Origin of the sequence: Agrobacterium sp. MCAB5 (genome assembly GCF_052114365.1) — a bacterium.
In the GTDB taxonomy this organism is placed as follows: Bacteria; Pseudomonadota; Alphaproteobacteria; order Rhizobiales; family Rhizobiaceae; genus Agrobacterium; species Agrobacterium tumefaciens.
On record NZ_JBFREP010000002.1, the window covers coordinates 335,207 to 356,795 of the forward strand.

At 59.5% G+C, this 21,589-nt stretch carries 20 protein-coding genes; 8 read left to right on the forward strand and 12 right to left on the reverse strand.

Translation table 11 applies throughout. The annotated features are described in order from the left end of the window. Position 1: 1 nt before the first annotated feature. Both AB4Z23_RS06285 and xylF read right to left on the reverse strand, forming a co-directional pair. Positions 2 to 1,315 carry a sugar ABC transporter permease gene (locus AB4Z23_RS06285; protein WP_003511299.1) on the reverse strand — a complete coding sequence of 438 codons (1,314 nt, stop codon included), beginning with the start codon at positions 1,313 to 1,315 and terminating at the stop codon, positions 2 to 4. Between the two features lie 80 nt (positions 1,316 to 1,395). Next, positions 1,396 to 2,436, reverse strand: coding sequence for a D-xylose ABC transporter substrate-binding protein (gene xylF / locus AB4Z23_RS06290; protein ID WP_003511300.1), 1,041 nt, complete (start codon positions 2,434 to 2,436; stop codon positions 1,396 to 1,398). A gap of 241 nt (positions 2,437 to 2,677) precedes the next feature. Between xylF and AB4Z23_RS06295 the strand changes: the two genes are divergently transcribed. Continuing rightward, positions 2,678 to 3,910 carry an ROK family transcriptional regulator gene (locus tag AB4Z23_RS06295; RefSeq protein ID WP_065687906.1) on the forward strand — a complete coding sequence of 411 codons (1,233 nt, stop codon included), beginning with the start codon at positions 2,678 to 2,680 and terminating at the stop codon, positions 3,908 to 3,910. Between the two features lie 19 nt (positions 3,911 to 3,929). Here the strand turns inward: AB4Z23_RS06295 and AB4Z23_RS06300 are convergent, their stop codons facing one another. The 8 genes from AB4Z23_RS06300 to AB4Z23_RS06335 form a co-directional block, all read right to left on the reverse strand. After that, a complete protein-coding gene (locus tag AB4Z23_RS06300; protein ID WP_065687907.1) occupies positions 3,930 to 5,474 on the reverse strand; it encodes a glycerol-3-phosphate dehydrogenase in 1,545 nt (514 codons plus the stop codon). A 189-nt stretch (positions 5,475 to 5,663) separates the two neighbouring features. Beyond that, positions 5,664 to 6,080: a methylmalonyl-CoA epimerase gene (gene mce, locus AB4Z23_RS06305; RefSeq protein ID WP_003511303.1), complete on the reverse strand. Its 417-nt coding sequence runs from the start codon at positions 6,078 to 6,080 to the stop codon at positions 5,664 to 5,666. Positions 6,081 to 6,093: 13 nt separating this feature from the next. Beyond that, on the reverse strand, positions 6,094 to 8,235 hold the full coding sequence (gene scpA, locus AB4Z23_RS06310; protein WP_003511304.1) for a methylmalonyl-CoA mutase: 2,142 nt from the start codon (positions 8,233 to 8,235) through the stop codon (positions 6,094 to 6,096). Positions 8,236 to 8,353: 118 nt separating this feature from the next. Beyond that, entirely contained in the window at positions 8,354 to 10,357 is a 2,004-nt protein-coding gene (locus tag AB4Z23_RS06315; RefSeq protein ID WP_065687908.1) for an acetyl-CoA carboxylase biotin carboxylase subunit, read from the reverse strand. Next, positions 10,354 to 10,917: an RNA 2'-phosphotransferase gene (locus AB4Z23_RS06320; RefSeq protein WP_065687909.1), complete on the reverse strand. Its 564-nt coding sequence runs from the start codon at positions 10,915 to 10,917 to the stop codon at positions 10,354 to 10,356. Before AB4Z23_RS06320 ends, AB4Z23_RS06315 begins: the two co-directional genes overlap by 4 nt. Before the next feature lie 35 nt (positions 10,918 to 10,952). After that, the gene (locus AB4Z23_RS06325) at positions 10,953 to 11,330 is read right to left on the reverse strand and encodes a hypothetical protein (protein WP_013761770.1); all 378 of its coding nucleotides are present in this window, start codon (positions 11,328 to 11,330) and stop codon (positions 10,953 to 10,955) included. Positions 11,331 to 11,454: 124 nt separating this feature from the next. Then, a complete protein-coding gene (gene yghU, locus AB4Z23_RS06330; RefSeq protein ID WP_003511310.1) occupies positions 11,455 to 12,351 on the reverse strand; it encodes a glutathione-dependent disulfide-bond oxidoreductase in 897 nt (298 codons plus the stop codon). Between the two features lie 100 nt (positions 12,352 to 12,451). Continuing rightward, a complete protein-coding gene (locus AB4Z23_RS06335) occupies positions 12,452 to 13,984 on the reverse strand; it encodes an acyl-CoA carboxylase subunit beta (protein ID WP_065687910.1) in 1,533 nt (510 codons plus the stop codon). A 118-nt stretch (positions 13,985 to 14,102) separates the two neighbouring features. On the opposite strand from AB4Z23_RS06335, the gene AB4Z23_RS06340 reads away from it, so the two are divergent. After that, entirely contained in the window at positions 14,103 to 15,521 is a 1,419-nt protein-coding gene (locus AB4Z23_RS06340; protein WP_065687911.1) for a helix-turn-helix domain-containing protein, read from the forward strand. A 15-nt stretch (positions 15,522 to 15,536) separates the two neighbouring features. Here AB4Z23_RS06340 and AB4Z23_RS06345 read toward each other — a convergent pair whose 3' ends face one another. Further along, positions 15,537 to 16,184, reverse strand: coding sequence for a DNA-3-methyladenine glycosylase family protein (locus AB4Z23_RS06345; protein WP_065687912.1), 648 nt, complete (start codon positions 16,182 to 16,184; stop codon positions 15,537 to 15,539). Between the two features lie 72 nt (positions 16,185 to 16,256). Between AB4Z23_RS06345 and gluQRS the strand changes: the two genes are divergently transcribed. Continuing rightward, complete coding sequence (gene gluQRS / locus AB4Z23_RS06350; protein WP_065688020.1) at positions 16,257 to 17,141, forward strand: tRNA glutamyl-Q(34) synthetase GluQRS; 885 nt, start codon at positions 16,257 to 16,259, stop codon at positions 17,139 to 17,141. Here the strand turns inward: gluQRS and AB4Z23_RS06355 are convergent. Next, the gene (locus AB4Z23_RS06355) at positions 17,109 to 18,026 is read right to left on the reverse strand and encodes a YihY/virulence factor BrkB family protein (RefSeq protein ID WP_003511315.1); all 918 of its coding nucleotides are present in this window, start codon (positions 18,024 to 18,026) and stop codon (positions 17,109 to 17,111) included. The genes gluQRS and AB4Z23_RS06355 overlap by 33 nt on opposite strands. Before the next feature lie 182 nt (positions 18,027 to 18,208). On the opposite strand from AB4Z23_RS06355, the gene AB4Z23_RS06360 reads away from it, so the two are divergent. The 5 genes from AB4Z23_RS06360 (at position 18,209) to AB4Z23_RS06380 (ending at position 21,588) form a co-directional block, all read left to right on the forward strand. Then, positions 18,209 to 19,042 (forward strand): SDR family oxidoreductase, encoded by an 834-nt coding sequence (locus AB4Z23_RS06360; protein ID WP_003511316.1) that lies wholly within the window; start codon positions 18,209 to 18,211, stop codon positions 19,040 to 19,042. Positions 19,043 to 19,059: 17 nt separating this feature from the next. After that, positions 19,060 to 19,257 carry a twin transmembrane helix small protein gene (locus tag AB4Z23_RS06365; RefSeq protein WP_003497428.1) on the forward strand — a complete coding sequence of 66 codons (198 nt, stop codon included), beginning with the start codon at positions 19,060 to 19,062 and terminating at the stop codon, positions 19,255 to 19,257. 1 nt (position 19,258) lies between these two features. Further along, positions 19,259 to 19,852 (forward strand): cob(I)yrinic acid a,c-diamide adenosyltransferase, encoded by a 594-nt coding sequence (locus AB4Z23_RS06370; RefSeq protein WP_065659670.1) that lies wholly within the window; start codon positions 19,259 to 19,261, stop codon positions 19,850 to 19,852. A 32-nt stretch (positions 19,853 to 19,884) separates the two neighbouring features. Continuing rightward, positions 19,885 to 20,658, forward strand: a complete 774-nt coding sequence (locus AB4Z23_RS06375) for a rhomboid family intramembrane serine protease (RefSeq protein ID WP_065659671.1) — start codon at positions 19,885 to 19,887, stop codon at positions 20,656 to 20,658. A 183-nt stretch (positions 20,659 to 20,841) separates the two neighbouring features. Further along, the gene (locus AB4Z23_RS06380) at positions 20,842 to 21,588 is read left to right on the forward strand and encodes an electron transfer flavoprotein subunit beta/FixA family protein (RefSeq protein WP_013761780.1); all 747 of its coding nucleotides are present in this window, start codon (positions 20,842 to 20,844) and stop codon (positions 21,586 to 21,588) included. Position 21,589 lies beyond the last annotated feature (1 nt).

The following is a 21,589-nucleotide window of genomic DNA, read 5'->3' on the forward strand; positions in this document are numbered from 1 at the left end:
CTTACTTGGCGCGGGCGCGGTAGATGGTGTCGAGCCAGACGGCGACGACCAGAACCACACCGACGACGATGCGCTGAAAGGGCGTATCGATGCCCACAAGCACCATGCCGGATTGCAGCGATTGCATGACGAGCGCGCCGAGCATCGCGCCCGCTATGGTGCCGACGCCGCCGGCGAGCGACGTGCCGCCGATGACCGCCGCCGCGATCGTATAAAGTTCATCCAATTCACCCTGAGCATTGGTGGCCGCGTTGAGGCGGGCAGTCGAGATTGCCGCCGCGATGGCGCAGAGAACGCCCATCAGCGTGAAAATCTTCACCGTGACCCAGCGGGTCTTGATGCCGGCGAGCTCCGCCGCTTCCGGGTTGCCGCCGATGGCGAAAACATAACGCCCGAAGCGAAGCCTCGTCGCGATGAAGGTCATGACAGCACCGACGGCAAGCGCCATCAGCACCGGAATGGCAATGCCGTGCGGAATGAACAGGCCACCATCCGGCCAGGTAATGCCATTGGCATCGGCATAGTTGCGGGCAATGTTGACCGGCCAGGGATAGCTGTTGACGACAGCTACGAAACCGACGACGACGACGCAGCCAAGTGCCACCAGGAAATATTCCGCCCAGACGGGCCGCAGCGGAAAACCGAAACGGCGACGCTGGTGGCGGGAATTCAGGATTGCCGCAACAATGGCGACGCAGGCGACAATGGCTGCGATCCAGCTCCATGTCGCGCCGATCGAGCCGCTGGTGCCGCCACCCATCAGGCGGAAGGTGGAATCCATCGGCGCCACGGTGCGGCCGCTGGTGACGAACCATGTGCCACCGCGCCAGACCAGCAGACCACCAAGCGTGACGATGAAGGACGGCACGTTCAGGAAGGCGATGATCGAGCCCTGCAGCATGCCGATCGCTCCACCGACGAGAATGCCGACCAGAAGCGTGACGATCCATGTCGCCCAATGTTCAAAGCCGAGGAGCTGCGGCAGGATTTCCGCTTGCATGACACCCATGATCATGCCGGAAAAACCGAGGATCGACCCGACCGACAGATCGATGTTGCGGGTAACGATGACAAGCACCATGCCTGTCGCCATCACCGCGACCGAAGCGGTCTGGACGGAGAGGTTCCAGAGGTTTCTCGGCGTCAGGAACAGCCCGCCCGAAAGAATATGGAAACCGATCCAGATCAGAAGAAGCGCGCCGACCATGCCGAGCAGCCGGGTATCAAGCTCCGTGGCACTGATGAAACGCGAAATCGAGCCCGTCTTTTCCGTCTTGGGGGACGCTGTGGAATTGGATTGTGTCATGTCGGCCATGGACTGCCGGTCCTCCTTACATCTGAAAGGCGCCGCGCCACGTATCAGTGGCGCGGCGCCCAAACATCAACCTAGCGGTCTCAGTTGCAGGCCTTGACGGATCCGGCCTTTACACCCTGGCAGGCCGTTTCCTTCTTGATCCAGCCGGCGTCGATGACGACGTTCAGATTGTCCTTGGTAATGGCGATGGGCTTGAGGAAGACTGACTGCATCGTCACTTTTTTCGGACCGCCATCAAAAGCGGCAACGCCCTTGATTTCCGTCATCTTCTTGCCGCCCGCAAGTTCCAGCGCGATGCCGGCAGCTTCCTTGCCGAGTTCGCGGCTATCCTTCCAGACAGATACCGTCTGCGTGCCGAGCGCTACGCGGTTGAGCGCGGCGAAGTCCGCATCCTGACCGGATACAGGAACAGAACCTGCGAGGCCCTGCGCGGCAAGAGCGGCAATTGCGCCACCGGCCGTTCCGTCGTTCGAGGCGACGACCGCATCGACCTTGTTGTTATTCTTGGTCAGGAACTGCTCCATGTTCTTCTGGGCATTTTCCGGCTTCCAGCCATCGGTATAGGCTTCGCCGACATTCTTGATCTTGCCCGCGTCGACAGCGGCCTTCAGAACTTCCTGCTGTCCGGCAAAAAGAAAGTCCGCATTCGGATCGGAAGACGAACCCTTGATGAAGACGTAGTTGCCTTCCGGCTTGACCTTGAAGACTTCGGCGGCCTGAAGGCGACCGACTTCCTTGTTGTCGAAAGTGATGTAGAAGGCGTTCTTGTTTTCGATCAGGCGGTCGTAACCCACCACCGGAATACCTTCAGCGACGGCCTTTTCAACGGCCGGGCCAATCGCGTCGCTGTCCTGCGCAAGAATGATCAACGCATTGGCGCCCTGGGAAATCAGCGATTCCACGTCAGTCAGCTGTTTTGCGGCGGACGACTGCGCATCGGCGGAAATATACTTCGCACCGGCCTTGTCGAGAGCTGCCTTGATTGCCGCCTCATCCGTCTTCCAGCGCTCTTCCTGGAAATTGGACCAGGAAACGCCAACGACGAGATCAGCAGCAATGGCTGCGGTGTGCAGGGAAACGAGTACAGCTGTACCCGCCAAAAGCTTGGCAAACGAATTCATGATGTCCTCCCGGTAAGGGCGAAGCCTGCACCTCCATGCAGGGAAAACGCCCGGAAAAAGCTGTCGGGCTCTGTGATTTCACAATTTTCTCGACAGTCGAGAAAATTAATGTCAGAGATTTCCCATGCTGTCAACAACGGCTGCGGGCAGCATCCGGGTGCCTTGATCTTGCTCGTGGCGTGCGCCATCAGAGGGGATAAGCACGACAGGAAAAAGCCGTTCAGGGAGCATACCCCAGCCCATGTCCGCCATTGCAAGCACGGAACTGGTGCGCCAGAAAAACAGCCTGTCGGTGATGGCAGCGCTGCGCCTTCATGGCAGCCTCTCCCATACGGACATGTCCTCCTTCACCGGGCTTGCCTCCGCCACCGTTTCCGCAATCACCATGGAACTCGAGCGGGCCGGCCTCATCCTGCGCAAAGAGCAGCTAGCCGCCGCAGGGCGTGGGCGGCCGCGCATCCTCTTTGGGCCTGATGGTGCTTTCTGCCACGTCGCCATCGTCATCATTTCGTCCGACAGCGTGCAATATTCGTTGGTCGACTATGCCGGCAAGCTGGTGGACCGCTTCACCGAGCAGAGGATCACGGCTGAAAAAGGGTCATTCGGCGGCTCGATCCTCTCCGGCCTTGCACGGCTTGCGGACCGTTCGCGCATCGACCGGCACGACATTCTTCAGGTGTCGATCAGCAGCAAGGGGCTTGTGGACGCGGCAGCGGCGGTGCTCGTCTGGTCACCGGTGCTCGGCACCGAAAAGATAGATTTCCAGCAGCTCATTTCTCAGGACGGCCGCATCCGCGTGACGCTGAACAACGAAACGCTGCTGGCCGCAAAAGCCATCTGGATACAGGAGCAGGCAAAGGACGGCCCGAAACCGGAGGCACTTGTCACCTTGTCGCTCGGCCACAGCATTGGCCTCGGCATTGCCCGCGCCGCGGGTGGCGGGATAGAGGTTAGCGCCCCCAATTTCGGACATATGCTGCATCTGGCCGATGGCGCCCTCTGCCGCTGCGGCACCAGAGGCTGTATCGAGGCCTATTCAGGGTTTTATGCAATCCTGCGTTCGGCATTCGAGGCCCCGCCGCAGGCGGAACCGGCAAAATTCGTGCCGATTGCCGAAGTGGACAAGATCGCCGCTTCCGCCCGCGCCGGCGGGCGCATGGCGCGGCTTGCCTTCCGCACAGCCGGGCTTGCACTCGGCAACGGCCTTTCACGTCTGTTCAGCCTGCACGGCCATATGCCGGTCTTCATCACTGGCCCCGGCACACGCTACTTCGATCTTCTGGAAATCGGCCTTCACGATGGCCTTGCGCAATCGCAGTCGGTACGCTTCGGCGGAATGCCAAAAATCGGCATCGCGCCCAACGAACCGGAACTGGTGTTCGAAGGGCATATGGAACACGCTCTGTCCGCCGCCGACGACTATATATTGAGCGCCGATGGCCCTGAAAGAGCGGCAAGGAACTCGGGGAACTGACGGGACAACTCGTAAAAGCTCAGGCCTGCTCCGTCACGGCTTCGCCCTTTTCCTTGACACCAGTCAGCGTGGAAACGAATTCATCCAGAGCGGCAGCCTCGTCCCTGCTCAACCGCAGGCCCTGTTTAGTGCGCCGCCAGAGAATATCCTCGGCTGCAAAGGCCCATTCGTGTTCCACCAGCCAGCGCACTTCGCATTCGTAAAGTGTGCCGCCGAAATGCCGGCCGAGGCCGGAAACATCGGTGGCGACACCGAGCAGTTCCGCAGCCTTCGTGCCGTAGTTTCTGATGAGCCGCTCGGCATGGCGTCCATCAAGGAATGGGTAACGGGAGACAAGCGCCCTCACCTGGGCGTCATATCTCTCCGCCCCGAAGTCACCGCCCGGCAGATACGATCCCGCCGTCCAGGGATTGCCCTTTTCTCCGATGGCTGCGCCGATCTTTTCCAGAGCATGTTCCGCCAGCCGCCGGTAGGTGGTCAGCTTGCCTCCGAAGATATTGAGCAGCGGCGCTTCGCCCTCTGCCTCTTCAACCTTCAGCACATAGTCGCGTGTGGCTTCCTGCGCCTTTGAAGCGCCATCATCGAAAAGCGGGCGCACGCCGGAATAGGTCCAGACGATATCATCCGGCTTCACCGGCTCGCTGAAGTATTCGCTGGCGGCATTGCAGAGATAGGAAATCTCCTCCTCGGAGATGCGCACCTTGGCCGGATCGCCCTTGTAGTCGCGGTCCGTGGTGCCGATCAGCGTAAAATCTTGCTCATAGGGAATGGCGAAGATGATGCGGTTGTCCGGGTTCTGGAAGAAATAGGCGCGCGGATCGGAAAACTTCCTGCGCACGATAATGTGGCTGCCCTGCACGAGACGAACATTGTGCACATCGTTGCGCCCGAACACGCCGGACAGCACGTTATCCACCCATGGGCCAGCGGCATTCACCAGCATGCGCGCTCTGTGCGTGGCTGAACGGCCGGTCTTTTCGTCCAGCGTCTCGATAAGCCACACGCCGCCTTCGCGCCGTGCGGAAACGACCCGCGTGCGGTTCATGATCGTCGCACCGCGATCCGCCGCGTCACGCGCATTCAGAACCACGAAACGGGCATCGTCCACCCAGCCGTCGGAATATTCGAAAGCCTTGGCAAAGACCGGCTTCAGAGGTTTGCCTGCCGGGTCTTGCCGAAGATCGACCGTGCGCGTCGGCGGCAAAAGCTTGCGGCCGCCGAGGTTGTCATAAAGAAAGAGGCCAAGCCGGACCATCCATGCCGGACGCACGCCGCCTTTCTGGAGCGGCAGGACGAAGCGCATGGGCCAGATGACGTGCGGGGCCATGGCCCACAGAATTTCACGCTCCATCAAGGCTTCGCGCACCAGACGAAACTCATAATGTTCGAGATAACGCAGGCCGCCATGGATGAGCTTGGTGGCTGCCGAAGACGTACCGGAGGCAAAATCGCCCTTTTCCGCAAGCGCCACGGAATAGCCCCTACCCACGGCATCGCGGGCAATGCCGCAACCATTCACGCCACCGCCGATGACAAAAAGATCGAATATGTTTTCGCCGGACATAGAGCCTCCCAAGACAGCGCCGGGGACCATTTCCCCCTACGTTGAAAGATTATCGTCATAAAAACGAAAACAAAACGAATGTCAAAAGAAAATAAACGAAACCCATGTTTCTAGCACAAGCGAACGGCAACTGCCGCCGGTGAATCACTTCGCCAGCGTGTTTCGGGATGTCGGTACGGGGTCTGTGTTTCAGACGTGTGTCGGAGTGACCTGCTCAAGCTCGTAAAGCACGCCGCCCATATCCTTTGGATGCAGGAAGAGAACGGGATTGCCATGCGCGCCGATCTTCGGCTCGCCATCACCTAAAATGCGGATGCCTTTTTGGACGAGATCGTCTCGCACGGCCAGAATATCCGGCACCTCAAAGCACAGATGATGCGTGCCGCCACCCGGATTTCTTTCGAGGAAGGCGGTAATCGGGGAGTTCTCTCCAAGCGGATGAAGAAGTTCGATCTTGGTATTGTCAGCCTGAACGAAAACCACTGTCACGCCGTGTTCGGGCAGGGATTGCGGCTCGGAAACTTGAGCGCCAAGCGCCCTGTATCGCGAAACCGCGGCATTAAGATCGGGCACGGCAAGGGCGACGTGGTTCAATCTTCCGAACATGGCCGTACTCCTCTCACGCGTTGCGCCGGATGCCTTCCAGCAGATCGAGAACCTTGTTGGCCGCATCCATGACATTGGTGCCGGGTCCGAAAATTGCCGAAACGCCGTGGTCGAGCAGGAACTGGTAATCCTGGCGCGGGATGACGCCGCCGACGACGACGATGATGTCCTGGGCACCCTTCTGCTTGAGCGCCTCCACAAGCTGCGGCGCGAGCGTCTTGTGGCCTGCGGCAAGCGACGACATGCCGACCACATGCACCTTGTTCTGAACCGCAAGATCGGCTGCCTCGGCAGGCGTCTGGAACAGCGGCCCGGCCAGCACATCGAAACCGATATCACCAAAGGCCGACGCGATAACCTTCGCGCCGCGATCATGCCCGTCCTGCCCGAGCTTTGCGACCATGATGCGCGGTTTGACGCCGAGCCGTTCTGCCACGCCGGAAAGCCGCGTAGCGAGCGTGGCAAGCTCCGGCTCGTCCTTGTAGGCCTCGCCGTAAATATCCTCCACCACTTCCGGCACGGCAACGTAATCGCCGAAGACGGCACGCAGCGCATCGGAAATCTCGCCGACGGTGGCGCGGGCGCGGGCGGCGACGACTGCCGCCTCGAGAATATTACCCTTGCCGCTGCGGGCAATCTCAGACAATGCCGCCAGCGCCTTCGAGACGTCCCCGCCGTCGCGGCGACGTTTGGTGTCCTCAAGGCGGCGGATTTGCGCGGCGCGTACGGCGGCGTTGTCGATATCGAGAACGTCGATATCCTCCTCGGTTTCCAGACGGTAGCGGTTGACGCCGACGATGACTTCCTCGCCCTTGTCCACGGCCGCCTGCCGACGCGTGGCCGCTTCCTCGATCAATCTTTTGGGCAGGCCTTCGGCCACCGCTTTGGTCATGCCACCAAGCGCCTCCACCTCCTCAATCAGCGCCCAGGCTTTTTGCGCCAGTTCATCCGTCAGGCTTTCGACGTAGTAGGAACCGGCCAGCGGATCGACGACCTTGGTGACGCCGGTTTCATGCTGGAGAATAAGCTGGGTGTTGCGGGCGATACGGGCGGAAAATTCTGTCGGCAGGGCAATGGCTTCATCAAAGGAATTGGTGTGCAGCGATTGTGTGCCGCCCAGCACGGCGGACATGGCCTCGAAAGCGGTACGGACAATGTTATTGTAAGGGTCCTGTTCCTGAAGAGACACACCGGATGTCTGGCAATGGGTGCGCAGCATGAGCGACGACGCCTTTTGCGGCTTGAACTCTTCCATGATGCGCGACCAGAGGAAGCGGGCGGCGCGCAGCTTTGCGGCCTCCATGAAGAAATTCATGCCGATGGCAAAAAAGAACGACAGGCGGCCGGCGAAATCATCGACATTCAGTCCCTTGGCAAGGGCGGCCCGCACATATTCCCGCCCATCCGCCAGCGTGAAGGCAAGCTCCTGCACCAGCGTGGCACCTGCCTCCTGCATGTGATAGCCGGATATCGAAATGGAGTTGAATTTCGGCATCTCCTTCGCCGTATATTCAATGATATCAGCAATGATACGCATCGAAGGCTCGGGCGGGTAGATATAGGTGTTGCGGACCATGAACTCCTTGAGAATGTCGTTCTGGATGGTGCCGGAAAGTGCGGCACGCGAGACACCCTGCTCTTCCCCCGCAACGATGAAATTGGCGAGCACCGGAATGACGGCCCCGTTCATGGTCATGGAGACGGAGACCTTTTCGAGCGGTATGCCATCGAACAGGATTTTCATGTCCTCGACGCTGTCGATCGCTACGCCCGCCTTACCGACATCGCCTTCAACGCGCGAGTGGTCGCTGTCATATCCGCGATGAGTGGCAAGATCGAAGGCGACCGAAACACCCTGCTGGCCGGCGGCGAGCGCCTTGCGGTAAAAGGCGTTGGAAGCTTCGGCAGTCGAAAACCCGGCATATTGGCGGATCGTCCATGGCCGCCCGGCATACATGGTGGCGCGCGGGCCGCGCGTGAAGGGTGCAAAGCCCGGCAGGCCATCGAGATGTGAAGCCTTTTTCAGGTCATCGGCCGTGTAAAGCGGTTTGACGTCAATGCCTTCGGGCGTATGCCAGACGAGTGCATCCGGTGAACGCTTCAGCTCTTTTTCGGCAAGCTGCAGCCAATCCCGCACCGTTTTTTCACCCGACATGCATATCTCCCCTTCTGCATTTCATTTTCAGTACTGTGACTGGTGATCGTGACCGAAATCCAGCCTACCCCGTAACCCGCTCCGCCCCTCATCCGTTCCTCAAAAACGGTATCAAGCCCTATTCAAATTCGAGGATGACCTCATCCACGGCGAGGCTATCGCCCGGCTTTGCCGACACTTTGGCGACCCGGCCGCGTTTTTCCGCACGCAGGATGTTCTCCATCTTCATTGCCTCCACCGTCGCCAGCGCCTGACCGGCTTCCACCTCGTCCCCCTCGCCAACCGAGATCCCGGTGATGACGCCCGGCATCGGGCAGAGCAACAGTTTCGACGTATCGGGCGGCAGCTTTTCCGGCATCAGCAGCGCCAGTTCCGCCACGCGCGGGCTGCGCACATGGGCGAGAACATCCATGCCGCGCCAGCGCAGGCGAACCGCCGCACCGGCAAGATCGACCTTGGCGGCGATCACCTCGCCCGCCACCGTGAACAGGCCAAGGCTGCGGCCGGGAAGCCAGCCGGTAGCGACTGTCAGCGCAGCACCATCCTCAAAACGGATTGCCATGCCTTCAGCACCGGTCTCCACGCTGACGCTTCGACGGGATCGACCAAGCGAAACCACCCAGTCCTGACCGACAATGCGACGATGATTGCCAATGGTACCGGAAATTTCGACCGCACGGTTTTGAAGCCGCTGGTGGATAACGGTGGCGATGGCTGCGAGCTTGCGCGCGGAGGCCTCATCGGGTTCGACCCCGGAAAAGCCCTCCGGAAATTCCTCGGCGATAAAACCCGTCGTCAAACGGCCGGCCCGAAAACGCTCGTGCTGCATGACAGCCGAGAGGAACGGCAGATTGTGGCCGATGCCCTCCACTTCGAAACGATCCAGCGCCTGCCCCATGGCATCGATGGCGGTTTCACGATCCTTTGCCCAGCTACAAAGCTTGGCGATCATCGGATCGTAATACATCGAGATTTCACCGCCTTCGAAGACGCCGGTATCGTTGCGGATCACGGTGCCGTTTTCCTGCTCGCCCTCTTGCGGCGGGCGATACCGTGTCAACCGGCCGATGGAGGGCAAGAAATTACGATACGGGTCTTCGGCATAAAGCCGGCTTTCGATTGCCCAGCCGTTCAACTTTATATCGGTCTGCCCGAAGGACAGCTTTTCGCCTGATGCCACGCGGATCATCTGCTCGACAAGATCAATGCCTGTGACGAGTTCCGTTACCGGATGTTCCACCTGCAGGCGCGTATTCATTTCCAAAAAGTAGAAATTGCGCTCGCCATCGACGATGAATTCCACCGTTCCGGCCGAATGGTAACCGACTGCTCTCGACAGAGCCACGGCCTGCTCGCCCATGGCCTTGCGCGTTGCCTCATCAAGAAAGGGCGATGGCGCTTCCTCGATGACCTTCTGGTTGCGGCGCTGGATCGAGCACTCTCGCTCGCCAAGGTAAAGGATATTGCCGTGTTGATCGCCCAGCACCTGAATTTCGATATGGCGCGGCTGGGTGACGAATTTCTCGATGAAGATGCGATCGTCCCCAAAGGAAGATTTCGCCTCGTTTTTTGACGACTGGAAACCCTCGCGCGCCTCCGCATCGTTAAAGGCGATGCGCATGCCCTTTCCGCCGCCGCCGGCCGAGGCCTTGATCATCACGGGATAACCGATCTCGGAGGCGATCCTCACCGCCTCATCTGCATCCCCAATCAGCCCCATATGGCCGGGCACGGTGGAAACACCGGCTTCCGCCGCTAGCTTCTTGGAGGTGATCTTGTCGCCCATGGCCTGGATAGCGCCGACCGGCGGGCCGATGAAGATCACACCCGCCTTCTCCAGCGCCTCGGCAAAGGCAGCGTTCTCCGACAGGAAGCCATAGCCGGGATGCACCGCATCAGCCCCGGTCTTCTCGATCGCAGCAAGGATTTTATCGATGACGATATAGGACTGCGACGAGGGCGCCGGACCGATATGAACGGCCTCATCCGCCATCTTCACATGCAAAGCATTGGCATCAGCATCCGAATAGACGGCAACCGTCGCAATGCCCATCTTCTTCGCCGTCTTGATGACCCGGCAGGCGATCTCGCCGCGATTGGCGATGAGAATTTTCTTGATCATTTGCCATCGCCTTCCAAAGTATGATTCTCAATCAGCGTCAGATACGCAGCGGGAACAGCATCGGTCAGCCAGACACCATTGTCGGCTTGAAAAAAGCTGTGGCCAGCGGCAAACATCCGACTGGCATCAACCATTAGGATGGCGGGTTTTCCGTGCCGCTGGCCGACCGCATGTGCCGTCACGCTGTCTGCCGAAAGGTGAACCTGCTGCCGGCTGCCCGGTCGCAATCCTTCCTGCAGGATAGCATCTAGGAAACGTGTCGCAGTACCATGGAAAAGCTGCGGCGGTGGTTCTAAAGGAGCGCTACCAAGATCGACCTTTACTGAATGCCCCTGCGCGGCCCGGATGCGGTGCCCATCTTCCGAAAGGGTGAAACGCATCTTGTCGCTTTCGGTAACGACCGCACGCAGACCGGCCTCGTCGAGCAGCGTGCCACTCGCATTTGCTTTTGCCAATAGATCTCCGACATCCGCCCAACCCTGAGCATCCAAGGTAAGCCCGATGCTTTCGGGCGCATGTCGCAGAACATAGCTCAGGAATTTGCTGGTGGCCGTCGACATTGAATTTCATTCCCTATTGGCGGATGACAGCACACTCAAATCTCGAAAAAGTTCTCGAAGGATTCCGGGAAATTCTGCCGGGCGACGCGCTCGTCGATGACAAGCATCGCCTGGTAGGAAAGCGGATCGAAATTCTTTTCCGCCGGCAAGACCTCGCGGCCGAACAGCAGGCTGAGGCGGGCCGCGTCGAGATTACCGCGCTCGAACGGCTCGGGACCAAAATGGTGCCAGAGCGAGTGCAGGAAGGCCGCATCGATGCGGTGTTCCTTGGAATCGTCCCGCGCCCTTCGAGGTATCATCTTGATGGGCGTTACCCCTTTTGGATTGGCGCGGCGGATGGTGAACTGGATGCCCGTGCTCGGCATGCCGGAGGGAAATCCCTTGTGTTTGGTCATTTCGGGCAGGTTCGCCATCTTTTGTCCTTCCAGAAGCATTTCCATTAAAGCAGGTCCGCTTTTACGTCCGGATATGCGTAAATTCAAATAATTAGAGCGCTTTCATGGTCCTATTAAAACCAGAAGCGCTCTAGTCTTTTCGTTATGCCTTGCCGATTTTGTCCTGCGTCTTCTGCTCGAAGTCGGAGGCATCGTGGCGTTCGTGCAATTGTTCGGACGGATCGCCCGAAGTTTTGTTGACGATCACGCCGCGCTTGACCGCAGGTCGTTCGCCGATTTCAAGCGTCCAGCGCATAAGGTTCTTATAACCGGCCGCTTCAAGGAAAGCACCGGCATCGCCATAAGCCTGGCCGAGCGCGATCTTGCCATACCAGGGCCAGACGGCCATGTCGGCAATCGTATATTCCGAGCCCGCCAGATAACGGTTGTCGGCCAGATGACGGTCAAGCACGTCAAGCTGGCGTTTAACCTCCATGGCGTAACGGTCGATAGCATATTTGATCTTGATCGGGGCGTAGGCGTAGAAATGGCCGAAACCGCCGCCGAGGAAGGGGGCGGAACCCATCTGCCAGAACAGCCAGTTCAGCGCCTGCGTGCGGGCATTGCCCTCTTTCGGCAGGAAAGCGCCGAATTTTTCCGCGAGATAGACGAGGATCGAGCCGCTCTCGAAAACCCGGGTCGGCTCGGGCGTCGAATGATCCATCAGCGCCGGGATCTTGGAGTTCGGATTGACGCCGACAAAACCGGAGCCGAACTGGTCGCCTTCGCCGATCTTGATCAGCCAGGCATCATATTCGGCGCCCTTGTGGCCAGCGGCCAGCAATTCTTCCAGCATGATCGAGACCTTCTGGCCATTCGGCGTTGCCAGCGAATAAAGCTGCAACGGATGTTTGCCGACCGGCAATTCCTTGTCATGGGTGGGACCGGCGATCGGGCGATTGATATTGGCGAACTGGCCGCCATTACCCTTGTCCCAGGTCCAGACCTTGGGCACTTCATATCCGGCGGGAAAATTATCTGCGGAGGAGTTCTCGGCCATAAAAATCAGTCCTTGTGCGTTTCGGGAGGGCACCGAAGGTCGGGCGCCTGAACATCATTATAGTAAGGTGGCCAAAGTATTTTTCCAGCCCCAGGGCAGGTCAGAGCGGAATGGTATCGTGCTTTTTCCAGCGGGTTTCGACGTTCTTGCCCCGCAGCGAGGCAAAAGCACGAGCGATGCGGCGGCGCGAGGAATGCGGCATGATGACCTCATCGATGAAACCACGCTCTGCCGCCACGAAGGGATTGGCGAAACGCTCCTCATATTCCCTTGTGCGCGCGGCGATCTTGTCCGGATCGGAAAGCTCCGAGCGATAGAGGATTTCCGCTGCCCCTTTTGCGCCCATGACAGCGATTTCCGCAGTCGGCCAGGCATAGTTCACATCAGCGCCGATATGTTTGGATGCCATCACGTCATAAGCGCCGCCATAGGCCTTGCGGGTAATCAGCGTCACCATCGGAACCGTCGCCTCGGAATAGGCAAACAGCAGTTTCGCGCCGTGCTTGATGACGCCGCCATATTCCTGCGCCGTTCCGGGCAGGAAACCGGGCACATCCACCAGTGTCAGCAGGGGAATGTTGAAGGCATCGCAGAAGCGCACGAAGCGGGCGGCCTTGCGTGAGCTGTCAATATCTAGACACCCGGCCAGCACCATCGGCTGGTTTGCGACGACGCCTACCGTCTGGCCTTCCAGACGCATGAAACCGGTGATGATGTTTCTGGCAAACGCCTCCTGCAACTCGAAGAAATCGCCCTCGTCTGCGAGCGCATGGATCAGTTCCTTCATATCGTATGGCTTGTTCGAACTGTCGGGGATCAGCGTATCGAGGCGCGCTTCCAGCCGTGCGGGATCGTCATGAAAAGGCCGGACTGGCGGTTTTGCCCGATTATTCAGCGGCAGGAAATCGAAAAGCAGGCGCACATGCTCAAGTGTCTCGATGTCGTTTTCATAGGCGCCATCGGCAACGGAGGATTTTTTGGTGTGTGTGGAGGCGCCACCCAGCTCTTCCGCCGTGACGATCTCGTTGGTTACGGTCTTCACCACATCCGGCCCGGTTACGAACATGTAGGAGGTATCGCGCACCATGAAGATGAAGTCGGTCATGGCAGGCGAATAAACGGCACCACCGGCACACGGCCCCATGATGACAGAGATTTGAGGCACGACACCGGAGGCGATGACGTTGCGCTTGAAAACGTCGGCATAACCGCCGAGCGAAGCAACACCTTCCTGAATGCGCGCGCCGCCACTGTCGTTGAGGCCAATCACGGGCGCGCCGTTGCGCACGGCCATATCCATGATCTTGCAGATTTTCTGGGCATGGGTTTCCGACAGCGAACCGCCGAGCACGGTAAAATCCTGGCTGAAAACATAGACCTGCCGGCCGTTGATGGTGCCCCAGCCGGTAACGACGCCATCGCCCGCCACCTTTTGTTCGGCCATGCCGAAATCCACCGCCCGGTGGGTAACGTACATGTCGTACTCTTCGAAGGAACCTTCATCCAGCAACACATCGATGCGCTCGCGCGCCGTCAGCTTGCCCTTGGCATGCTGCGCCTCAATGCGCTTGACGCCGCCGCCGAGCCGCGCTTCGTCGCGGCGCGTCTGCAATTGCTCCAGAATGCTGGGCATGTTTCCTCCATGCGTTTCCTCAAAATCAATAGCTTAGAAAACATTCGCCTAGAAGCCTTGATCGTGCGCGTATGCGTGGCATAAATATTTACAATATTTACTTTTGCAAAGTTGCAACATGGCTATGGAAAAGCTCTTCATCGGCCGCAAGGTCCGCGGCCTTCGCGAAAACGCCCGCGCCACGCAGGCGCAGTTTGCCGAACGGCTCGGCATTTCGGCCAGTTATCTGAACCAAATCGAAAACAATCAGCGACCCGTTTCCGCCAGCGTTCTGGTGACGCTGGTGGAAAAATTCCAGCTCGACGTAACGGAGCTGGCAACCGGCGAAAACGACCGGCTGGTTTCCGCTGTGCGCGAGGCCCTGAAAGACCCGCTGTTCCTGAATTACGAGCCCGGGCTGCAGGAGCTGAAGCTGATTGCGCAGAACGCACCGGGTTTTGCCCATGCGCTTTTGCGCGCCCACCAGGCCTACCGGCAAAACAGCGAGCAGCTGGTGCAGCTGGATGACAGGCTGGGGCGGGGAACCGCGCAGGTGGAGAGAACACCTTACGAAGAGGTCCGCGATTTCTTTCACTTCGTCGACAATTACGTTGCCGAGATCGATCTTCTGGCGGAAGAACTTGCATACGAACTGGAGATAGAGGGCGGCGAGACCTACGGCATTCTCGCGGCCCATCTACGCAGCCGCTTCGGTGTCCATATCACCAGAACGGAGGCGGCGGGCGGATTGATCCGGCATTTCGATCCGGCCGGCAAAACGCTGGCGCTCAGTTCCTACATGGCAGCACCGACCCGCTGTTTTCAGCTTGCGCTTCAGATCGCCCAGCTTCATGCGGGAGCAACCGTGGACAGAGTGCTAGCCGGCGCCGGTTTCCGTAGCGCCGAAGCCGCGGAAATCTGTCGCATCGGACTTCACAACTATTTCGCCGCCGCGCTGATCCTGCCATATAGGCAATTTCACCGGGCCGCGCAGGAATTGCGCCACGATCTGGAACTTCTGGCCGTGCGCTTCGGCGCGAGCCTTGAACAGGTGGCCCACAGGCTCAGCACTTTGCAACGCCCTGGTCAGAAAGGCGTACCGATCTTTTTCGCCAAGATCGACCGGGCTGGCAACATCACCAAACGCCACAGCGCCACAAGGCTGCAATTTGCCCGTTTCGGCGCGGCCTGTCCGCTCTGGAACATTCATCAGGCCTTCGAAAGCTCCGACAGGATAGTACGCCAGCTGGCGGAAACACCTGACGGCGTGCGCTATCTTTCCATCGCCACACAGATCGAAAAAGCCGGCGCCGGTTTCAACACGGACAGGCCACGCTATGCCATCGCGCTCGGCTGCGAAATTTCCCATGCGCAGAATTTCGTCTATGCCGATACACTCGATCTCGCCAATACCGCCTCCTTCAAGCCCATCGGCGTTTCCTGCCGGGTCTGCGAAAGGGTCGATTGCGTGCAGCGCGCCGTACCGCCGCTAAAACGCAAACTACATGTCGATCATCTCTCACGCGGGGCCTTGCCCTACCGGATCGCAGACTTCTAGCGCCGCGCGGCCATATCAGGGTAGCGGCACCATCGCGCGCCGCATGATATTCGCATAGTAGCCCCAGAACAGCCGGGCGGCGACGGAGCGCCAGGGCGTCCAGAGTTCCGCCCGCGCCGCCAGCCATTTCGCATCCGGCCGTGCCTCGAGCGAAAGCGCGTGGCCCACCGCAGCCCGCAGCGCCACATCGCCAACCGGAAAAATATCGGGGTGGCCGCCGCAGAACATCAGATAGACTTCCGCCGTCCACGGACCAATGCCGCGAAGCGCCACCAGCTCCGAAAGGGCCACATCTGCTTCCTTGCGACTGACGGCATCAAGATCGATGCAGCCATCCGCAACCGCCTGCGCTAACCCTTCCAGCGTTGTTGCCTTGGCCCGGGAAAGGCCGAAAGTGGCGCGCAATTCTTCCGGCACCGCCAGATAGTTTTCCGCCGTCACCGCCCCGCCCGTGCCGGCAAGGATACGGACCCATATGGCGTTGGCGCTGGCGCGCGACACCATCTGCGACACGACGATATGGGCAAGGCCCGCAAAGCCGGGCTCGTGAATACGCAACTCCAGCGGACCGGCTTTTTCGATAATAAGGCTAAGAGCCGGATCGAGGCGGGCAAGATGCGCCAGACCTTCGCTGATATCGTCGAGGCCCCTGATGATTTTCATGTCTACACAGCCCATATTCACGTTGGCCCGGCACCGGGTGGCGAGGCGCTTCAAAACATGGCAGAAGAAATCATGCCTTCGCCCGTCCGTCAAAAACCGGTTTATCGTTTTGCGCCCAGCCCCAATGGCGCCCTGCATCTGGGCCATGCGCTTTCCGCTTTTCTGAACCACGACATGGTGCGGGAAAACAGTGGCCATTTTCTGCTGCGCATCGAAGATATCGACCAGACGCGCTGCACTCCGGAGCTGGAGCAGGCGATCTATGATGATCTTGGCTGGCTGGGACTGGAATGGGAAAAGCCGGTGCGGCGGCAATCGGAGCACTTCGATGAGTATCGCACAGCACTCGACAGGCTGGTCGAGGCCGACCTCGCCTATCCCGCCTTCTTAAGCCGGGGTGAGACGAAAGCCATTGTCAGGGCCTTTGAGGCAGAGGGAAGGCTCTGGCCGCGCGATCCCGACGGCGCGCCGCTTTACCCGGCAATAGATCGGCAAAGGCCGCAGGCGGAACGGGCCGAACTTCTGGCATCGGGCAGGCAACACGCCTGGCGGCTCGACATGGAAAAGGCGGTCCGCACCTTGCACAGCAAGCTGTTCTGGCGCGAGAGCGGCGACGGGCAGACCGGGGAAATCGAAGCTTTGCCGGCGCTGTGGGGCGATGTGGTGCTGTCGCGCTCCGACGCCCCCTCGAGCTATCATCTCTCCGTGGTGTTGGATGACGCGCTGCAAGGCATCACCCATGTGGTGCGCGGCATGGATCTGTTTAACGCAACCGCCATTCACCGGCTGCTGCAACAATTGCTGGACCTGCCGCCACCCGCCTATCACCACCACCGACTGATTTTGGGTGCTGATGGGCGCAAGCTCTCGAAAAGCGAAGGCAGCACCGGCCTTGCAGCGCTTCGGGCGGAAGGAAAAACGCCGTCAGATATCCGCCGGCTTGTCGGGCTCCTCTAGCACCTGCTCGCGGCGCGCACTGTTGCCGGCGATATTGCGGCGGATGATCTGCCGGACCTTGTATTTCATCAGAGCGGCATTCACTTCCGCGCCCAGCATGAAGATGACACCCACCATGTAAAGAAACACCAGAACCACCATCACCGAGGCCAGACCGGCGTAGGTGGCGGCATAATTGGCGAAGGTGGAGAGGTAATAGGCAAAGATCGCCGCGCCGATGACCCAGAAGATCATTGTCAGCAGAATGCCGGGCCAGACATCCCAGATGCGGCGTTTGCCGGCCGGAAGCCACAGATGCGCCGCCACCAGCCCGACCGTCAGCACGACGATGGTGCCGTAAAGTCCGAGGCTGGAAACCGTGTTCAGCGCATCCGTCAGCCAGGGAAACCGCTGCTCGGCAAAGGACGTTGCGACCGGCACCGCAACAAGCACGATGCTGATGCCGGTAAAGACCACCACTGCGATCAACACATACAGCAGACTGAGAAGACGGGTGATGTACCACCAGCGCGTTTCCGTGACGCGATAGGCGCGGTTGAGCGAGATTCGGAGCGCCTCGACGCCGTTGGAGGCAAAATATGCGGCCGCCAGCACCGAAATCGTCAGCAGTCCGCCGCGCGGAATGGTCAGGACCTGCTGCACCTGCGCGGCAAGCGGACCTGCGATCGCTTCCGGCCAGGTGTCAAAAATCAGATGCACCGCCGTCTCGGAAAACTGGTCAGCCCCCAGAAAACCGGCCAAAGCCGTGCCGAAAATCAGGAACGGGAACAGCGCCAGCAGGATGGAAAGCGCCATGTGGCTCGCCATCGCCCAGCCGTCATCCTCGGCAAAATGAGAATAGGCATCGAAGGCAACCTTGCCTGCCAGGCGCACTGCGGCAACCATGTCGCCTCCATTCATCGGCATTTCATTTGTAACTTCGCCCCGAATATGGGAAGTCAGCTCTACTTTGTACAGCGCACAAGCCCGCCTTTCGGTTCCCGCAGGCATACAGATTTTGCGCAATACAATTTTCACAGGCCGGACCATCGGGCCAGCGCAACATTCGGCTTTCCGGAGCGGCATAGATGCCTGAAAAACCCGTCATCATAATTACCGGATGTTCCTCGGGCATCGGAGCCCATTGTGCCGGCGCGCTTCACCGCGACGGCTGGAGGGTGTTTGCCACCGTGCGTCGCATCGTCGATATGGCCGCGCTCGAAAATCAGGGCATAGAAACCCTGATCATGGACTATACCAAGCCCGAAACCATCGCGGCTCTCGTGGATACGGTTGCGGCCAGAACCGGAGGCCGCATCGATGCGCTGTTCAACAACGGCGCCTATGGACAGCCGGGTGCTGTGGAGGATCTGCCGGTGGAAGCACTGCGGCAGCAATTCGAAACCAACGTCTTCGGCTGGCACGATCTGACGCGGCGGGTCATTCCCTTCATGCGCCAGCGCGGTTCAGGGCGCATCGTGCATTGCTCCTCCATTCTCGGCCTCGTTCCCTATCGTTATCGCGGCGCCTATACCGCATCGAAATTCGCCATCGAGGGCCTTGGCGTCACGCTGCGCATGGAACTTCAGGACAGCGGCATCCATGTGAGCATGATCGAACCGGGGCCGATCACGTCGAAATTCACCACGACGGCGCTTGCCCACGTCAGGGACAAGATCGATCTGGAAAACTCGGCCCATGCTGTGGAATACAAGCGTCAGCTGGCGAGGATGGATGGGTCCGGCCCGGTCAACCGCCACAAGCTTGGCCCCGATGCCGTTTACGCCGTGCTGAAACACGCCCTGACCGCCGCAAAGCCAAAACCGCATTATCCCGTCACCGTTCCCGCCAAACAGGGGCTGTTGCTGAAACGGCTCTTGCCTGCCGGACTGTTCTATCGTCTGCTGCGCAGATTCGATTGAGGAGGAGTACCCCCTAAATGTCCGGCTTCACCACTGTTCTGGCCCTTATCGTCATGGGCCTCGTTGTCATCGTGCTGATACGAGGCCTTTTCAACATGCTGAAGGGCCAAGACGCCAACCGTTCCAACAAGTTGATGCAGCTTCGCCTTCTGTTGCAGGCCATCGCCATCGTGCTCATCATGCTGACCCTTTGGCTCACCGGCGGCGGACGCTGACATGGTGAAACTGAACAAGATCTACACCCGCACCGGCGACAAGGGCACGACGGCGCTGGTGTCCGGTCCCCGCCGCCTGAAGCACGATCTTCGCGTCGAGGCCTATGGCACGGTGGACGAAACGAATTCGGCGATCGGCGTGGCGCGGCTGCATACCGCCAATACTGATATTGCCAGCATGGAAAAGCTGGATGCCATGCTGTTCCGCATCCAGAACGACATGTTCGACCTCGGCGCGGATCTCGCGACCCCGGAAACCGGCGAGCCGCCGGCCTACGAACCGCTGCGCATTGTCGAGAGCCAGGTCACGCGGCTGGAAAACGAAATCGACGACCTCAACTCCGCAATTGACCCCCTGACCTCCTTCGTGCTGCCGGGCGGCAATGCGGCGGCGGCCAATCTGCATCTGGCGCGCACGATCTGCCGACGCGCGGAACGGCTCATGGTGGAGCTCTCGGTTGCTGAAAACGAGATCGTCAGCCCGGAAGCGCTGAAATATGTCAATCGCCTGTCCGACTTCCTGTTCGTTGCCGCCCGTTTTGCCAATGACATGGGCAAGGCTGACATATTGTGGATTCCCGGCAAGAACCGCTAAAGCCTATCTCTCGCACAAACGAAGGGCGTTCGATGTTCATACCGCTGCACGATGCGAATTCCCTCAAACATATCCGGCTGCAATATGTCACGATCGGCCTGATCGTGGTCAACGTGCTGGTATGGCTATTTACCGGCGTGCTTGCCAGTGACGTCCAGGCCAATGCCGCAGCGCTCGGCCTCGGTTTCATCCCGGCTGTGGTGTTCGACTACGCTTACCTGGAGCCGGCCTTACAGGTGGTGCCGGATAACCTGACCGTCGTCACCTATGCGTTCCTGCATCTGGATTTCTGGCACATGGCAGGCAACATGCTGTTTCTGTGGGTCTTCGGCGACAACGTTGAGGACGCGCTCGGCCACTTCCGTTTCCTTATCTTTTACATCGCCTGCGCCATAGCCGGCGCGCTGTTGCACGGCTTTGTCGCACCCATGTCGGAAGGGCCGCTTATCGGTGCATCAGGCGCTGTTTCCGGCGTCGTCGCGGCCTATTTTCTCCTGCATCCCAAGGTGCGCGTCTGGGTTCTGGTGTTCATGCGCATTCCGTTGCCCTTGCCTGCATTCATTCCGCTGGCGTTATGGATCGGACAGCAATTTCTGATGCTGGCACTTGGCCTTGAGGAAAATGTTTCCTGGGGGGCACATGTGGGCGGCATATTGGCCGGGGCTGTGATGGTAATTTTCATGCGCCGGCCGGACGTTCCCCTGTTCGACCGCACGATTGTTCCGCCAAGGGCGGCGCAGTTCAAGAATCCGTCGCAAACGGCGGGGTTGTCGCAAATCGAACGGGGCTATGACGGGAGCAGATGAGCCGTTGACGAAGAGATAAATTATTTACGTTAACGTCAACGTAAGGTATGCCTTGCGTGCATGTGATAATGAACATTGCTCCGTTGTATTTGCGGGAAAAATGCTTATCCATGTCGCCAACCTGTTTTTGGAGGTCCGCGCGGTCTTGTCGCCTCGCGGACAGGAGTTTGAGGAAAACCGCCGATGAAGATCCTTGTCCCTGTCAAACGAGTTGTTGATTACAACGTCAAGATCCGCGTGAAGTCGGATGGTTCGGGCGTTGAACTCGCGAATGTGAAGATGTCGATGAACCCGTTCGACGAAATCTCGGTGGAAGAGGCTCTGCGGCTGAAAGAAGCCGGCAAGGCTGAAGAAGTCGTGGTCGTGTCGATCGGGCCTGCCAAGGCGGAAGAGACGCTGCGCACGGCGCTCGCCATGGGTGCCGACCGCGCCATCCTGATCGAGACCGACGAGACGGTCGAACCGCTAGCCGTCGCCAAGCTTTTGAAGGGCGTGGCGGAAGCCGAGCAGCCCGGCCTCGTCATCGTCGGCAAGCAGGCGATCGACGACGACAGTAACCAGACCGGTCAGATGCTGGCCGCCCTTCTCGGCTGGGGCCAGGGCACCTTCGCCTCCAAGGTCGTACCGTCTGATGGCAAGGTCGCTGTGACGCGTGAAGTCGATGGCGGCCTGCAGACGGTCGAACTGAAACTTCCCGCTGTCGTGACCACCGATCTTCGTCTGAACGAGCCGCGTTATGCCTCGCTGCCGAACATCATGAAGGCAAAGAAGAAGCCGCTCGACAAGAAGACCCCGGCCGATTTCGGCGTCGATGTCACGCCGCGTCTGAAGGTGTTGAAGACCGAGGAGCCCGCAGGCCGCAAGGCCGGCATCAGGGTCGGCTCGGTGGCTGAGCTGGTCGAAAAGCTCAAAGCCGACGGCGTCCTCTAAG

Coding starts and splice junctions, on each gene's coding strand:
- AB4Z23_RS06375 (WP_065659671.1), top strand. CDS start 19,885: ATGTTCATACCGCTGCACGATGCGAATTCCCTCAAACATATCCGGCTG.
- AB4Z23_RS06345 (WP_065687912.1), bottom strand. CDS start 16,184: ATGAAAATCATCAGGGGCCTCGACGATATCAGCGAAGGTCTGGCGCAT.
- AB4Z23_RS06380 (WP_013761780.1), top strand. CDS start 20,842: ATGAAGATCCTTGTCCCTGTCAAACGAGTTGTTGATTACAACGTCAAG.
- AB4Z23_RS06300 (WP_065687907.1), bottom strand. CDS start 5,474: ATGTCCGGCGAAAACATATTCGATCTTTTTGTCATCGGCGGTGGCGTG.
- scpA (WP_003511304.1), bottom strand. CDS start 8,235: ATGTCGGGTGAAAAAACGGTGCGGGATTGGCTGCAGCTTGCCGAAAAA.
- yghU (WP_003511310.1), bottom strand. CDS start 12,351: ATGGCCGAGAACTCCTCCGCAGATAATTTTCCCGCCGGATATGAAGTG.
- xylF (WP_003511300.1), bottom strand. CDS start 2,436: ATGAATTCGTTTGCCAAGCTTTTGGCGGGTACAGCTGTACTCGTTTCC.
- AB4Z23_RS06360 (WP_003511316.1), top strand. CDS start 18,209: ATGCCTGAAAAACCCGTCATCATAATTACCGGATGTTCCTCGGGCATC.
- AB4Z23_RS06295 (WP_065687906.1), top strand. CDS start 2,678: ATGTCCGCCATTGCAAGCACGGAACTGGTGCGCCAGAAAAACAGCCTG.
- AB4Z23_RS06365 (WP_003497428.1), top strand. CDS start 19,060: ATGTCCGGCTTCACCACTGTTCTGGCCCTTATCGTCATGGGCCTCGTT.
- AB4Z23_RS06285 (WP_003511299.1), bottom strand. CDS start 1,315: ATGGCCGACATGACACAATCCAATTCCACAGCGTCCCCCAAGACGGAA.
- AB4Z23_RS06315 (WP_065687908.1), bottom strand. CDS start 10,357: ATGATCAAGAAAATTCTCATCGCCAATCGCGGCGAGATCGCCTGCCGG.
- AB4Z23_RS06320 (WP_065687909.1), bottom strand. CDS start 10,917: ATGTCGACGGCCACCAGCAAATTCCTGAGCTATGTTCTGCGACATGCG.
- mce (WP_003511303.1), bottom strand. CDS start 6,080: ATGTTCGGAAGATTGAACCACGTCGCCCTTGCCGTGCCCGATCTTAAT.
- AB4Z23_RS06340 (WP_065687911.1), top strand. CDS start 14,103: ATGGCTATGGAAAAGCTCTTCATCGGCCGCAAGGTCCGCGGCCTTCGC.
- AB4Z23_RS06370 (WP_065659670.1), top strand. CDS start 19,259: ATGGTGAAACTGAACAAGATCTACACCCGCACCGGCGACAAGGGCACG.
- gluQRS (WP_065688020.1), top strand. CDS start 16,257: ATGCCTTCGCCCGTCCGTCAAAAACCGGTTTATCGTTTTGCGCCCAGC.
- AB4Z23_RS06335 (WP_065687910.1), bottom strand. CDS start 13,984: ATGCCCAGCATTCTGGAGCAATTGCAGACGCGCCGCGACGAAGCGCGG.
- AB4Z23_RS06325 (WP_013761770.1), bottom strand. CDS start 11,330: ATGGCGAACCTGCCCGAAATGACCAAACACAAGGGATTTCCCTCCGGC.
- AB4Z23_RS06355 (WP_003511315.1), bottom strand. CDS start 18,026: ATGGTTGCCGCAGTGCGCCTGGCAGGCAAGGTTGCCTTCGATGCCTAT.